The 12,513-nt window shown below is 67.4% G+C and carries 13 protein-coding genes; 8 read left to right on the top strand and 5 right to left on the bottom strand.

Features of this window, described 5'->3' with window-relative positions:
* Together VSO01S_RS17310 and VSO01S_RS17305 are read right to left on the bottom strand one after the other, a co-directional pair.
* Complete coding sequence (locus VSO01S_RS17310) at positions 1 to 996, bottom strand: Bug family tripartite tricarboxylate transporter substrate binding protein (RefSeq protein ID WP_068644072.1); 996 nt, start codon at positions 994 to 996, stop codon at positions 1 to 3.
* Between the two features lie 152 nt (positions 997 to 1,148).
* A complete protein-coding gene (locus tag VSO01S_RS17305; protein WP_153305296.1) occupies positions 1,149 to 2,327 on the bottom strand; it encodes an MBL fold metallo-hydrolase in 1,179 nt (392 codons plus the stop codon).
* A gap of 302 nt (positions 2,328 to 2,629) precedes the next feature.
* Here VSO01S_RS17305 and VSO01S_RS17300 point away from each other — a divergent pair, with 302 nt between their 5' ends.
* Both VSO01S_RS17300 and VSO01S_RS17295 read left to right on the top strand, forming a co-directional pair.
* Positions 2,630 to 4,585: a PKD domain-containing protein gene (locus VSO01S_RS17300; RefSeq protein WP_084241935.1), complete on the top strand. Its 1,956-nt coding sequence runs from the start codon at positions 2,630 to 2,632 to the stop codon at positions 4,583 to 4,585.
* Positions 4,586 to 4,793: 208 nt separating this feature from the next.
* Positions 4,794 to 5,096 (top strand): hypothetical protein, encoded by a 303-nt coding sequence (locus tag VSO01S_RS17295; RefSeq protein WP_068644052.1) that lies wholly within the window; start codon positions 4,794 to 4,796, stop codon positions 5,094 to 5,096.
* Positions 5,097 to 5,118: 22 nt separating this feature from the next.
* Here the strand turns inward: VSO01S_RS17295 and VSO01S_RS17290 are convergent, their stop codons facing one another.
* From VSO01S_RS17290 to VSO01S_RS17280, 3 genes are read right to left on the bottom strand one after another with little or no spacing between them, the layout of a single operon-like run.
* On the bottom strand, positions 5,119 to 6,168 hold the full coding sequence (locus VSO01S_RS17290; protein ID WP_068644051.1) for an AraC family transcriptional regulator: 1,050 nt from the start codon (positions 6,166 to 6,168) through the stop codon (positions 5,119 to 5,121).
* Between the two features lie 16 nt (positions 6,169 to 6,184).
* Positions 6,185 to 6,835 carry a TetR/AcrR family transcriptional regulator gene (locus VSO01S_RS17285; protein ID WP_068644050.1) on the bottom strand — a complete coding sequence of 217 codons (651 nt, stop codon included), beginning with the start codon at positions 6,833 to 6,835 and terminating at the stop codon, positions 6,185 to 6,187.
* Between the two features lie 60 nt (positions 6,836 to 6,895).
* On the bottom strand, positions 6,896 to 7,501 hold the full coding sequence (locus tag VSO01S_RS17280; protein ID WP_068644049.1) for a phenylacetic acid degradation protein PaaY: 606 nt from the start codon (positions 7,499 to 7,501) through the stop codon (positions 6,896 to 6,898).
* A gap of 196 nt (positions 7,502 to 7,697) precedes the next feature.
* On the opposite strand from VSO01S_RS17280, the gene VSO01S_RS17275 reads away from it, so the two are divergent.
* Genes VSO01S_RS17275 through paaC form a run of 6 tightly spaced genes read left to right on the top strand, consistent with a single transcriptional unit; the run spans position 7,698 to position 12,425 of the window.
* Entirely contained in the window at positions 7,698 to 8,483 is a 786-nt protein-coding gene (locus VSO01S_RS17275; protein ID WP_068644048.1) for an enoyl-CoA hydratase-related protein, read from the top strand.
* A 15-nt stretch (positions 8,484 to 8,498) separates the two neighbouring features.
* On the top strand, positions 8,499 to 8,945 hold the full coding sequence (gene paaI, locus VSO01S_RS17270) for a hydroxyphenylacetyl-CoA thioesterase PaaI (protein ID WP_068644070.1): 447 nt from the start codon (positions 8,499 to 8,501) through the stop codon (positions 8,943 to 8,945).
* A gap of 25 nt (positions 8,946 to 8,970) precedes the next feature.
* A complete protein-coding gene (gene paaK, locus VSO01S_RS17265; protein WP_068644047.1) occupies positions 8,971 to 10,287 on the top strand; it encodes a phenylacetate--CoA ligase PaaK in 1,317 nt (438 codons plus the stop codon).
* 26 nt (positions 10,288 to 10,313) lie between these two features.
* The gene (gene paaA / locus VSO01S_RS17260; protein WP_068644046.1) at positions 10,314 to 11,330 is read left to right on the top strand and encodes a 1,2-phenylacetyl-CoA epoxidase subunit PaaA; all 1,017 of its coding nucleotides are present in this window, start codon (positions 10,314 to 10,316) and stop codon (positions 11,328 to 11,330) included.
* Entirely contained in the window at positions 11,327 to 11,632 is a 306-nt protein-coding gene (gene paaB, locus VSO01S_RS17255) for a 1,2-phenylacetyl-CoA epoxidase subunit PaaB (protein WP_068644045.1), read from the top strand. The genes paaA and paaB overlap by 4 nt, the downstream gene beginning before the upstream one ends.
* A 13-nt stretch (positions 11,633 to 11,645) precedes the next feature.
* Positions 11,646 to 12,425 (top strand): 1,2-phenylacetyl-CoA epoxidase subunit PaaC, encoded by a 780-nt coding sequence (paaC, locus tag VSO01S_RS17250; protein WP_068644044.1) that lies wholly within the window; start codon positions 11,646 to 11,648, stop codon positions 12,423 to 12,425.
* Positions 12,426 to 12,513: the final 88 nt, after the last annotated feature.

Genomic DNA, 12,513 nt, shown 5'->3' with positions numbered 1-12,513 from the left:
CTATTGCTTCTTCCACCGCCTCAGGCCGAGTTCGGGCGCGAGCTCGCGATACTCGGTCAGCCGCTGGTCCACATATTGATGCAGAGGCGCACCGGTCATTGAAAGAGGGTAGAGGCCGTACTTGTTCAGCAACGCCGGGTAGCCCGGCGCCGCCATGGCATCGCGAAATGCCTTGGCCCAGGCATCCGAGACCGCGTCGGGCGTGGCTGCACTGATGTAGAGGCCCCGAACCGTGGGCCACACGACGTCGACGCCTTGTTCGCGCGCCGTGGGTACCCCTTGCAGGCCGCCCCCCAGGCGACTCTCGGAAAGCACCGCCAGGATCCGGAGGGAAACGCCCGACTCCATCGCCTTGAGCGCCTCGGCGGCATCGCCTGCAAAGACATCGACATGCCTTCCCTGCAGTGCGTTCAGGGCGTCACCGCCTCCCTCGAAGGAGACGAAGCGCATGGCCCGATGCTCGCTGCCCGCCGCGCGCACGAGCAGGGCGGCTTTCACCCAGTCCTGGCTGCCGACCGAGCCGCCGGCGCCGAACACCACACGGGAAGGCGATTGCCGCAAGGCGGCGACCAGGTCCTGCAGGCGCTTGTAGGGCGAGTCCTTGTGAACCGCGATGACGCCGTAGTCGGTGCCCAGCACCGCGACCCACTTCACCACCGAGGGTGGATGCGGGCCGAAGCGGCCCTGCGCCAGATTGAGCAATGAGCCACTCGAAAAAGCGACCAGGGTGCCGGGGCCTCCCAGCTCGCCGGTGGCAATCCGGTCGAAGGCAACGGCGCCGATGCCCCCTGGCATGTAGCGCTGGTTCAAGGGGGGCCGCAGGGGCCGAACCGCCTGGAGCGCATCGCGGGCGAGCTCGCACGTCAGCGCGAATCCTCCACCCGCCTTGGCGGGAATCACGCAGTCTGCCGCCTGCAGCGATGGGTCGTTGGACGGGGCGACCTGCGCCGCACCGGGCCCGCACAGCCCGCACACAAGGGCCAAGGCCAGCGGCATCGCCCGGAGCACGCGCCAGATCATCATCGTGAGTTCTCCATCTGGGCCTCGTCCATCCTTGCATCTGCAGGTCAGTCCCAAGACCGCCTGCACCGCAGCGATTCTAGGGAGGTGTGAAGCGCCGCATGACCGTGGCCATCGGCCGCGTCACCTCAGTCGTTGGTGCACTCGAGCTGGCCCGAACGCGGGTTGGGACCTTGCTTGCCGGGGCCAGGCCCGGTCGCCGGAAGGCCATAGACCGCCTTGACGTTGGCGTTGTCGCTCGTGCTGAACCCGTCCTTGTTCAGCACCCAGGCGTCGAAGTAGTTGACCGGGTTCTGGGCCGTGACGCCTTCGCTGGCCATGAACGCCGTCAGCTTCGGCACTTCGCTCGGCAGGTAGGGGAAGTGCAGCCCGTATTCGAGCTTGAAACCGACGCTGACCCCATCCACCAGCGTGGCACGGGTGCCCAGGTGGTGAGGCTGGAAGTACTTGATCTTGAAGGCCGGCATCAGCACCCGGGCCTGGTTCACGACGCGCGATTCGGGGCCGCCTTGCCACAGGTCGATGTTTTTCACGCCGGCTTCGTTGAATGCGTTGGCGAGGTTGGTGAATGGCGCACCGTAGGTCTTCTCGGCGGCCGTGCCCTTGCCCACGACGCGGGGGATGAACAGGTCCTGGCCGCCGGCGCCGCTGTCCGACGCGTAGATGGTGAGGACCTTGTCCTTCTCGGGTGTTTGCGCGGTGATCAGGAAGCCAAAGGTTTCGACGCCTTCGGAACCCGTGCCGATCTGGTCGCAGTCCAGGCTGTGCAGCCACCGGACCACCCGCACGGTGACGAAGTCGTTCATCTTGAACGTCTCGCCGCCGTTGATGGTCACGCATTGGCCTTCCGGATTGCCGTACGCCACCACCGCCTTGCAGACATTCGCCGGTGCGTAGATGGGCTTGCCGGTCTGCTTCGCGTACTCGGGAATCTGCAGTGCATGGTCGCCGTGCTCATGTCCGACCAGGAAGAAGTCGACCGAGCCGCGAAGCTTCAGCGCGTCGAGCGCCTTGGTGACGGCCGCCGGCGTGGGCGCGCGTCCGGCGTTGACGACTTCGCCATCCAGGATGAAGCCCAGCTCGCCCGCCTGGTAGTGCCAGTTGCTGATGCCGAACCAGGTCGCCCGCACTTCTGCCGGCGCCTTGGCGAGCGGGTCGACGGGCGTCTCGGGCGGCGGATTGGTCGCCACCGGCGGCGGCGTGCTCGGGGCGCTGTCGTTGTCGCTGCCGCCGCCGCATGCCGCCAGCCCGACAACCAGCGCAGCGGCGAGGGCGATTGCGTTCCGGGCGAAAGAAGTGGCCTTCATGGGTTTTCGTCTCCTGTTGTCTGAAGCCTGGATTCGAGTGGCCTGTCCACTCGGGGCCTCCAATGTCGGGAAACGAAGCTGTCAAACGGCTGTCAGGTCGTGGTGCCGGCCACTGCGGGATTTCCCTGGACGGAAGGGACGGCGCCTGTGCTCGGTAATGCTTAGGTTGCACTCGATGACGGAAGATTAAGCATTTAGTTCGCCAACTTCTGCACACTGTGTGAAGGTTTCACATTGCGACGACCTGTGACTAGAAGAAACATTAGTTAACACTTTGCATCACTTTAATACGGAGGTGATACATGGGTCGATCAATACACGGGCGCTCCATCAACGTGCTGGCCGCGGCAGCGTTGTGCGCCTTGGCGCTTGTTGGCTGTGGCGGCGGCGGCGGGTCCGGCACGAATGGCCCGACTGCCGGGACCGGCACGACGGGCACAACCGGCACGACCGGCACGACGGGCACGACCAGCAGGCCGGGAAGGTTGAGCGACGGGGGAACCGGGGCCGCCAATGCCCGCCCGGTCGCCGCGGTGAGCGCGTCAAGCGCTGACCCAGCCCCCGTGAAGCTCGCCATGACCTTCGACGGCACGGGCAGTTCGGATGCCGATGGCGATGCCTTGAGCTACACCTGGACCCTGGCATCGCGCCCGGCGGGCAGTGCCGCGGCACTGGACGCCAGCACCGGCGCCAAGGTGAGCCTCACGCCCGACGTGCCCGGCGACTTCGTCGTCACCCTGGTGGTCAACGACGGCAAGGTCGACAGCACTGCGGCCTCGGCCACCGTGCATGCCGTGAATGTGGCGCCCGTGGCCAACGCCGGGTCCAACCGCTCCCTGCAGGTCGGCGAAACCGACGTGCTCGACGGGTCGGCGAGTTCCGACCTCAACGGCGACGCGCTGACCTACAAGTGGTCGTTGACCGCGGGCCCCAGCGGAAGCGCGGCCACGGTGACCGATGCCACCCAGGCGTTCGCGCACTTCGTGCCCGACCTGGCGGGCGACTACACCTTCGCCCTGGTGGTCAATGACGGTGCGGTGAACAGCGCGCCAGCCATCGTGCGGTTGACGGCAGTCGCCTTGGGCTCGAACCGTGCGCCGACGGCAGACGCCGGCGTCGACCAGAACGTGCCCCAGGGCACGCTCGTCACGCTGGATGGCAGCGCCAGCTCGGACCCCGACGGCAACCCGATCACCTACGCGTGGACGCTGGATTCCAAGCCCGCGGGCAGCACGGCAGCCATCGACGACATCACGTCGCCGCGTCCTTCGCTGACGCTTGACCAGGCCGGCACGTACATCGCCTCGCTGGTGGTCACCGACAGCCTGAGTGCGCAGAGCGTCGCCGACCAGGTGGTGCTGACCGTGAGCCCGGTGAACAAGAACAATGCCCCCGTCGCGGTGGCTGGCCCCGATCAGAACGTGGTGGTCGGTGCAACCGTCGAACTCGACGGCAGCGGCAGCTCGGATGCCGATGGCGACCTGCTTTCGTACACGTGGAGCTTCACCTCCAAGCCGGCAGGCAGCATGGCCCAGCTCACCGCCATCGATGCCGCCGATCCTGCGCCGACCTTCGTGGCCGATGTGCCGGGCGTCTACGTGATCGGGCTCGTCGTCAGCGACGACAAGGCCAACAGCACGCCGGCCTCGGTGACGGTGACGGTGACCGCCGCGCAGGACAACGCCGCGCCGGTGGCCAACGCGGGCGATGACGTGTCGACGGTGGTGGGCAACATGGTCACCCTCAGCGGCGCGCTGAGCAGCGATGCGAATGTCGGCGATACGCTGAGCTATGCGTGGACGATCGTCAGCCGCCCGGCGGGCAGCAATGCCGTGCCAGCCAATCCGACCAGCATGGACACCACGCTGACCCCCGACGTGCCGGGTGACTATGTGCTCGCACTCGTCGTGTCCGACGGCAAGGTCTCGAGTGCCCCCGACACGGTCGTCGTGACCGCCGGCGCCCTGGGCGTCAATCTGGCGCCTGTCGCCAAGGCCGGACCGCGCCAGCGCGTCACCCTCGGCCAGACCGTCACGCTGGATGGCTCCAAGAGCTACGACCCGAACGGCGACCCGCTCACGTACACCTGGAAGTTCAAGTCCAAGCCCAAGAAGAGCACGGCCACGTTGACGGGCGCCACGACCGCCGCGCCGAACTTCGTGCCCGACGTGCGTGGGAACTACGTGCTGCAACTGGTCGTCAGCGATGGGCGGCTCACCAGCGTGGCCAGCACCGTGATGATCCAGGTCAGGCGCTAGCCTGGATCGTCCGACGGCCCGCGAGCGGCGGGCCTACGGAGACCAGCGCGCCCGGGCGTCCAGCACGACGGCCCGGGCGCTCTTCCGTTCCCACCCGCACTGGCAATAGATCACAGAGATCTCGCACTCCGAGACGCTCGAACGACCACAAAATCGGCTGCAACGCGTCGGTCAGCACGACCGGCCCAAGCCTTTGGGGAACAAGCCGATGAATGACGCCGAAAAGTCCGCTGTCGAAGCCCAGTTGAATGAAACCAGCCGCCGCCTGCGCGAGGTGGCGAAGTTCTACGGCGCCATGCCCCTGGACGGGCAGTTTCGCGATGAGATGCGCGAAGCCATGCGCGGCTACTCGCTCGCCACCACACGGATCATGGATCTGCTGTCCGACGCGATCCGGCTCGGGCGCGAACCCTCCGCGCGGGACGACGCGGAGATCCAGCGCAACCACCGCATGCGCCTGGCGGCCATGGCACGCCTGACGGGCATCGCCGCGCGCGCTCCCGCGCACTGAAGAAAGAAGGCCGCCTCGCGCTTCAACCGCCGCGATCCTTCTCGCCGGGCACCGATTCCGTCGTCGCCAAGCGCGCCCGCCACTGCGACACGCTGCAGCCAAAGCTCGCCCGAAACCAGTGGCTGAAGCTGCTCTGCGCGGCAAAGCCCAGCAGGCTCGCCACTTCGCCGAGCGGCAGGTCGCTGTCGCGCAGGTGGCGCATCACCAGTTCAGAACGCACCTCATTGAGCAAGGCGCTGAAGGTCAGTCCCTGCGCGCTGAGGTGCCGATGCAAAGTGCGCCGGTCCACGCGCAGGTGCTGGGCCACCTGCTGCGCGGTGCACTGGCCGCCCGGCAGCAACACCAGCACAACCTCGCGGCATGCTTCGGCCAGGCCGCCGCTGCGCGATTGCAGGGCCGCGTCGAGGTACTCGCGCGCAAAGCGCACAGCCTTGGGGTTGCCGGCCGCGCGAGAAATCTGCAGGTCGGCCGCCGCGCAGACCAGGCCGTTGAACTCCTGGTTGAACTTGGGCGCGCGGCCGAAGAAGGCCCGGTGCCCCGATGCGCTGGCCGGCGCGCGGTGCGTGAAATACACCTCCAGCGGCTGCCACTGCGGGCCGATGAGCTCGCGCAGGATGCGGAACATCACCGCCACGGCCAGTTCGACCGACTGGCGCATGGGCAGGTGGTGGCTGCTGGGCATCAGGTCCTCGCGGATGACCACCGACTGGCCCACGTCCTCGATGCGGGTGATGAGCGAGGTGTTGAGCAGCTTCAGGTAGCGGCACAGGGTGTCCAGCGCCTGGCGCGGCGTGGCTTCCTCCTTGAGCACCAGGGCCAGCGGCCCCAGGTCGGAAAAAGTGCGGCGGTCGGCCAGGCGCAGCGCGAAGTCTTCGGTGCCGGTGGCGCGTGAAGTGATCTCCAGCAGCTCGCGCACCGCATCGGCCGGGATCAGCACTTCGGGGTTGTCGAAGGTCTGCGCGTTCAGGCCCACGCGCGCCAGGAAGGCGTGCGGGTCGCGGCCCAGCGATTCCACCAGCTCGATGTAGCCGCTGAGGCTGGCGATGCGGATCAATCGGCCTGGGTGCCGCATCGGCGCTGTGCCCGGCTCAGGCGGTGCGGGCAGGGCGCACGCGCTTGGCAGGTGCGGTGGCCGGCGGCGCCTTCACCTTGTCCACCCCGCCCAGGAACAGGTCCGCCACGATCGGCCCCATGGCGTCGTAGTCCAGTGCGCCGTCGGGTTTCATCCAGGTGAACATCCAGTTGATCATGCCGAACAGCAGCATGGTCAGCGGCTTGGCCATCTGCGCGTCGGCATCGTCGCCCTTGCCCCGCGTCTCGACCAGCGCGCGCGCAAAGCCGGCCACCACCTGGCGCTCCTTGTCGAGCACGCGCTCGCGGTCTTCGTCGGTGAGGAACCTCACGTCTTCGGTGAGCACGCGGTGGGCGTCCTGCGCGTGGGCGTATTCCTCGACGATGCGGCGGATCAGGTGGCGCAGCCGCGCCTCGCCCTTGAGCGTGAGCGCCTCTTCGTCCTCGATGATGGCCGTCAGCCGCGAGACGTGGTCGTCCGCGATGCTCAGCAGCAGGCTGTATTTGTCCCTGTAGTAGTGATAGAGCGTGGCCTTCGAGAGGCCGCAGCCCTCGGCCACCTGGTTCATCGAGGTGGCCGAATAGCCGCGCTTTGCAAAGAGCTGGGCCGCCTGCGCCAGGATCATCTCGCGCTGGTCGTCGTAGCTGGCTGATCGTCCGCGTGCCATGCCGGTGGTGCTTTCTCTCTCGATGTTCTTGTCGTGTGTTTCGGGATCCCGGGCGTGATCCTAGCCGCCGCGCCGGGTCTCGATGAGCGGCTTCACGTCCACGAACTTCACGCGCGGCCGGTCCGACTCGACGGCCTGCAGCGGCTCGACCTCCTTGAGCGTGTCCAGGCAGCGGCGCGTCAGGTCCTGGTAGGTGAGGGTGCCTTCCAGCTTCCAGGCCACTTCGGCGTCGGTCAGCGTGCGCTTGACCTTGGCGGGCATGCCGGCCGCCAGGCTCTTCTCCGGCACCTGCATGCCGGCGGGCACGAAGGCGCAGGCGGCCACGATGGAAAAGGCGCCGATCTCGGCCTTGTCCATTACCACCGCGTTCATGCCCACCAGCGCATCGCGGCGCACCACGCAGCTGTGCAGCACGGCGCCGTGGCCGATGTGGCCGTTCTCTTCCACCACCGTGTCCTGGTCGGGAAAGCCATGGACGACGCAGGTGTCTTGCACGTTCGCGCCCTTGTGCAGCACGATGCGTCCGAAGTCGCCGCGCAGGCTGGCACAGGGGCCCACGTAGCAGTCGGGCCCCACGATGACGTCGCCGATCAGCACGGCCGTGGGGTGAACGTAGGCGCTCGGGTCGATGACCGGAATCACGCCTTCGATGGAGTAGCAGGGCATTGGAATGTCTCCTTGTCTTGTGCTGGCGCTTCGGGGTTCCGGGCCGCCGTTGGGCGGCGGCCTAGGGTTTGCCCTGAAGCCTCGCGTCTTGAAGTTTCAATGCGCCTCATCCTAAAATCTACCGAACGGTCGGTCAATAGTGTTTGATCTGGCTCAAGGCCCCGCAAGAAAACCCCACCACCACGGAAAACCCACGATGACAACGGAGCACTTGGTCCTGGTGACCGACGCGGGCGCCACCCGCACCATCACGCTCAACCGGCCGGCGGCGATGAACAGCTTCACCACCGCCATGCACGCCGAGTTGCTGGCGGCCTTGGACAACACGGCCGGCAGCACCGAGGTGCGCTGCCTGGTCATCACCGGTGCCGGCCGCGGCTTTTGCGCCGGGCAGGACCTGGGCGATCCGCAGGTCGCGCCGGGCAAGGACCTGGGCGCACTCATCGAGGCGCATTACCTGCCGCTGGTGGAACGCATCCGCTCCATGCCCGTGCCGGTGATCGCCGCCGTCAACGGCGTGGCGGCCGGCGCCGGCGCCAACCTGGCGCTGTGCTGCGACGTGGTGGTGGCGGCGCGCTCGGCCAGCTTCATCCAGGCTTTTTCCAGGATCGGGCTGGTGCCCGACACCGGCGGCACCTGGCTGCTGCCGCGCCTGGTGGGCCATGCCCGCGCGCTGGCCATTGCGATGACCGGCGACAGGATTCCCGCCGAGCAGGCGGACGCCATGGGAATGATCTGGCAGTGCGTGGACGACGCGCAGCTGGCCGAGTCGGTCGGCGCGCTGGCCGCACGCCTGGCCGCCATGCCCACCCGGGCGCTGGCCGTCACCCGCAAGGCGCTGGCCGATGCGCAGCACATGGACCTGCGCGCCGCCCTTCAGATGGAAGCGCAGCTGCAGACCGAACTCGGCGGCGCGCATGACTACCTTGAGGGCGTGGACGCGTTCCGCAACAAGCGCGCGCCCAACTTCACCGACCGCTGAAACCGCATGGATTCCATGAGCGACCTTTCGCCCCAACAGATCGCCGAGCGCGTGCGCGACGGCATGCTTTTGAACGACCGCGCCACCCGTGCCATGGGCATGGAAGTGACCGCCATCGCCCCCGGCACCGCCACGCTCACCATGCGCGTGCGCGAAGACATGCTCAACGGCCACGACACCTGCCATGGCGGCCTCATCACCACGCTGGCCGATTCGGCCTTTGCCTTCGCCTGCAATTCGCACGGCGAGCTGACGGTGGCGGCCTCCATCGCGGTGGACTTCCTGGCGCCCGGCCGCAAGGACGACATGCTCACCGCACGCGCCTTCGAAGTCTCGAAGGCCGGCCGCACGGGCCTGTACGACTGCGAAGTGATCAACCAGCGCGGCGAGCGCGTGGCGGTGTTTCGCGGCCGCTCGCACACCATGAAGGGCAAGCCTGCCGCCGGCAACCTGCCTGCCTGACCCGACAGGACGGAGACAAGACACCATGACCGTGAAGACACCCGCACCGGGCGACCTGGACCCCATCGAGCGCGCCAGCCGCGACGAGATTGCCGCGCTGCAGCTCAAGCGCCTGCAGGCGACGCTGAAGAACGCCTACGACAACGTGCCGCACTACCGCAAGGCCTTCGACGCCAAGGGCGTGCGCCCCGAAGACCTGAAGCAGCTGTCCGACCTGGGGAAGTTCCCTTTCACCGTGAAGTCCGACCTGCGCGACAACTACCCCTTCGGCCTGTTCGCCGTGCCGCGCGAGAAGGTGGCACGCATCCACGCCTCCAGCGGCACCACCGGCAAGCCCACGGTGGTGGGCTACACCAAGAACGACATCGACACCTGGGCCGACCTGGTGGCGCGCTCCATCCGCGCCGCGGGCGGGCGGCCGGGCGACATGGTGCATGTGGCCTACGGCTATGGCCTCTTCACCGGCGGCCTGGGTGCGCACTATGGCGCCGAGCGCGCGGGCTGCACTGTCATTCCCATGTCGGGCGGGCAGACCGAGAAGCAGGTGCAGCTCATCACCGACTTCAAGCCCAACATCATCATGGTCACGCCCAGCTACATGCAGGTGCTGATCGAGGAGTTCACGCGCCAGGGCCTGGATGCGGCGGCCAGCTCGCTCCAGGTCGGCATTTTCGGCGCCGAGCCATGGACGGAAGCCATGCGCCGCGACATCGAGCACAAGGCCGGCATCGACGCCGTCGACATCTACGGCCTGTCGGAAGTGATGGGCCCGGGCGTGGCCAGCGAATGCATCGAGAGCAAGGACGGCCCGGTGATCTGGGAAGACCACTTCTACCCCGAAGTGATCAACCCCGAGACCGGCGAGCCGGTGGCCGACGGGGAAGAGGGTGAACTCGTCTTCACCTCGCTCAGCAAGGAAGCGATGCCCGTCATCCGCTACCGCACGCGCGACCTCACGCGCCTGCTGCCGCCCACCTCGCGCTCGTTCCGCCGCATGGGCAAGATCGTCGGCCGCAGCGACGACATGATGATCATCCGCGGCGTGAACGTGTTCCCCACGCAGGTGGAAGAGATCGTGCTGGCGCACGAGAAGCTCACCGGTGTGTACCAGCTGCACATCAGCCGCGAAGGCCTGCTCGACACGGTCGAGGTGCATTGCGAGCTGCAGCCGCAGCTGCGCGGCCTGGACGACAGCGAGCGCAGCGAGATCGCCAAGTGGGTACAGCACCGCATCAAGACGTTGGTGGGCATTTCCACCGCGGTGCGCGTGTTCGACCCCGACGGCATCGAGCGCACGCAGACCGGCAAGGCCAAGCGGGTCTACGACAAGCGCCCCCGCTGAACATCTTCATTCGGAAAGGACACGCCATGTACACCCAAGCCATGGACACCATGGGCAAGGAGCCCGGGGACGGCGCGAAGCCGGTCCGCTCGGCCGATGAAATGCGCCTGCAGGAGCGTTTCGACGAGCGCATCGACGCCGGCGACTTCATCGAGGCCAAGGACTGGATGCCCGATCACTACCGCAAGACGCTGTTGCGCCAGATCAGCCAGCACGCGCATTCGGAAATCGTGGGCATGCTGCCCGAGGGCAACTGGATCACGCGCGCACCCACCCTCAAGCGCAAGGCCATCCTCCTGGCCAAGGTGCAGGACGAGGGCGGCCACGGCCTGTACCTCTATGCCGCGGCCGAGACGCTGGGCACCTCGCGCGACCAGATGCTCGATGCGCTGCACACCGGCAAGGCCAAGTACAGCTCCATCTTCAACTACCCCACGCTGACCTGGGCCGACATCGGCACCATCGGCTGGCTGGTGGACGGCGCGGCCATCATGAACCAGGTGCCGATCTGCCGCTGCTCGTACGCGCCGTACGCACGGGCCATGATCCGCATCTGCCGCGAGGAGAGCTTTCACCAGCGCCAGGGTTACGAGAGCCTGCTGACCATGATGCAGCAGGGCACGCAGGCGCAGAAGGACATGGTGCAGGACGCCGTCAACCGCTGGTGGTGGCCCTCGATCATGATGTTCGGCCCGCCGGACGACCAGTCGCCCAACAGCGCGCAGTCCATGCGCTGGGGCATCAAGCGCGTGAGTAACGACGAGCTGCGCCAGAAGTTCATCGACGCCACGGTGGAGCAGGCCAGGATCCTGGGCGTGACGCTGCCCGACCCCAAGCTCAAGTGGAACGAAGCCCGCCAGGCGCACGACCACGGCCCCATCGACTGGGACGAGTTCTGGCGCGTGATCGCCGGCGACGGCCCGTGCAACCGCGAGCGACTGGGCGCCCGCGTCAAGGCCTGGGACGACGGCGCCTGGGTGCGCGAAGCCGCCCTGGCCCACCAACGCAAGCAACAGCAACGAAACATCAAGGAGGCCGCATGAGCGACGTCACCAACACCACCGACAACGAATGGCCGCTGTGGGAAGTTTTCGTCCGCAGCAAGGCGGGCCTCGACCACAAGCATTGCGGCAGTCTGCATGCCGCCGACGCCAAGATGGCGATCCAGATGGCGCGCGACGTGTACACCCGCCGCCAGGAAGGCTGCAGCGTGTGGGTGGTGCAGTCGGACCAGATCGTGGCCAGCGACCCCGGCGACAAGGACATGTACTTCGATCCGGCCGAGGACAAGGTCTACCGCCACCCCACCTTCTACCAACTGCCCAAGGCGGTTGACCACATGTAAGGCCTTGCTTGCCATGACCGCAACCTCCATCCAACTCGAGCTGACGCCCGCCACGCAGTATTTGCTGCGCATCGGCGACAGCTGCCTCATCCTGGCCCAGCGCATCGGCGAATGGTGCGGCCATGCGCCCATCCTGGAAGAGGACATCGCCATGTCCAACATCGCGCTGGACCTGATCGGCCAGGCGCGCGCCGTGCTCACCCGCGCCGGCGAAGTGGAAGGCCGCTCGCATGACGAGGACCAGCTCGCCTTTTTGCGCAACGAGCGCGACTACTTCAACGTGACGCTGGCCGAGCTCCCGCGCGGCGACTTCGCCTTCACCGTGCTGCGCAACACCATGGCCGCCACCTGGCTCAAGCTGCTGTGGGAGCGGCTGGCGGTGGAAAGCAGCGACGCCGAACTGCGCGCCATTGCCGCCAAGGCGGTGAAGGAGGCGCGCTACCACCAGCAGCATTCGGGCGACTGGGTGGTGCGCCTGGGCGACGGCACCGATGAATCGCGCCAGCGCGTGGAAGCCGCGCTGGCTGCGCTGTGGCGCTATGCGGCCGAGCTGTTCGACACCGACGCCGCCGACGAGGCCGCGGCAGATGCCGGCTGGGGCCCGCGCTGGTCCGAACTCAAGGCGCCGTGGCAGGCCGAGATGCAGCATATCCTCTCGGAAGCGAATCTCGACATGCCGGCCGAGAGCAAGTTCCAGAGCGACGGCAAGCGCGGCCGCCACAGCGAGCACATGGGCTTCATCCTGGCCGACATGCAATACCTGCAGCGGGCCTTTCCAGGAGGCGTGTGGTGAGCGCCTCTCTTCACTCCCTCCCCCTCTGGGGGAGGGCGGGGGTGGGGGCAGGGGCGCTTGCACCGGCGTTGGCGTCGAGTTCGGAGAG

The organism is Variovorax soli NBRC 106424 (assembly GCF_001591385.1).
GTDB classification, from domain to species: Bacteria; Pseudomonadota; Gammaproteobacteria; order Burkholderiales; family Burkholderiaceae_C; genus Variovorax; species Variovorax soli.
Note: the sequence above shows the minus strand (reverse complement) of the source record. Positions and strands in the feature narration are given on the sequence as shown.

Coding starts and splice junctions, on each gene's coding strand:
- paaK (WP_068644047.1), top strand. CDS start 8,971: ATGACCGTGAAGACACCCGCACCGGGCGACCTGGACCCCATCGAGCGC.
- paaI (WP_068644070.1), top strand. CDS start 8,499: ATGAGCGACCTTTCGCCCCAACAGATCGCCGAGCGCGTGCGCGACGGC.
- VSO01S_RS17310 (WP_068644072.1), bottom strand. CDS start 996: ATGCCGCTGGCCTTGGCCCTTGTGTGCGGGCTGTGCGGGCCCGGTGCG.
- paaB (WP_068644045.1), top strand. CDS start 11,327: ATGAGCGACGTCACCAACACCACCGACAACGAATGGCCGCTGTGGGAA.
- paaA (WP_068644046.1), top strand. CDS start 10,314: ATGTACACCCAAGCCATGGACACCATGGGCAAGGAGCCCGGGGACGGC.
- VSO01S_RS17295 (WP_068644052.1), top strand. CDS start 4,794: ATGAATGACGCCGAAAAGTCCGCTGTCGAAGCCCAGTTGAATGAAACC.
- VSO01S_RS17285 (WP_068644050.1), bottom strand. CDS start 6,835: ATGGCACGCGGACGATCAGCCAGCTACGACGACCAGCGCGAGATGATC.
- VSO01S_RS17300 (WP_084241935.1), top strand. CDS start 2,630: ATGGGTCGATCAATACACGGGCGCTCCATCAACGTGCTGGCCGCGGCA.
- VSO01S_RS17290 (WP_068644051.1), bottom strand. CDS start 6,168: ATGCGGCACCCAGGCCGATTGATCCGCATCGCCAGCCTCAGCGGCTAC.
- VSO01S_RS17280 (WP_068644049.1), bottom strand. CDS start 7,501: ATGCCCTGCTACTCCATCGAAGGCGTGATTCCGGTCATCGACCCGAGC.
- VSO01S_RS17305 (WP_153305296.1), bottom strand. CDS start 2,327: ATGAAGGCCACTTCTTTCGCCCGGAACGCAATCGCCCTCGCCGCTGCG.
- VSO01S_RS17275 (WP_068644048.1), top strand. CDS start 7,698: ATGACAACGGAGCACTTGGTCCTGGTGACCGACGCGGGCGCCACCCGC.
- paaC (WP_068644044.1), top strand. CDS start 11,646: ATGACCGCAACCTCCATCCAACTCGAGCTGACGCCCGCCACGCAGTAT.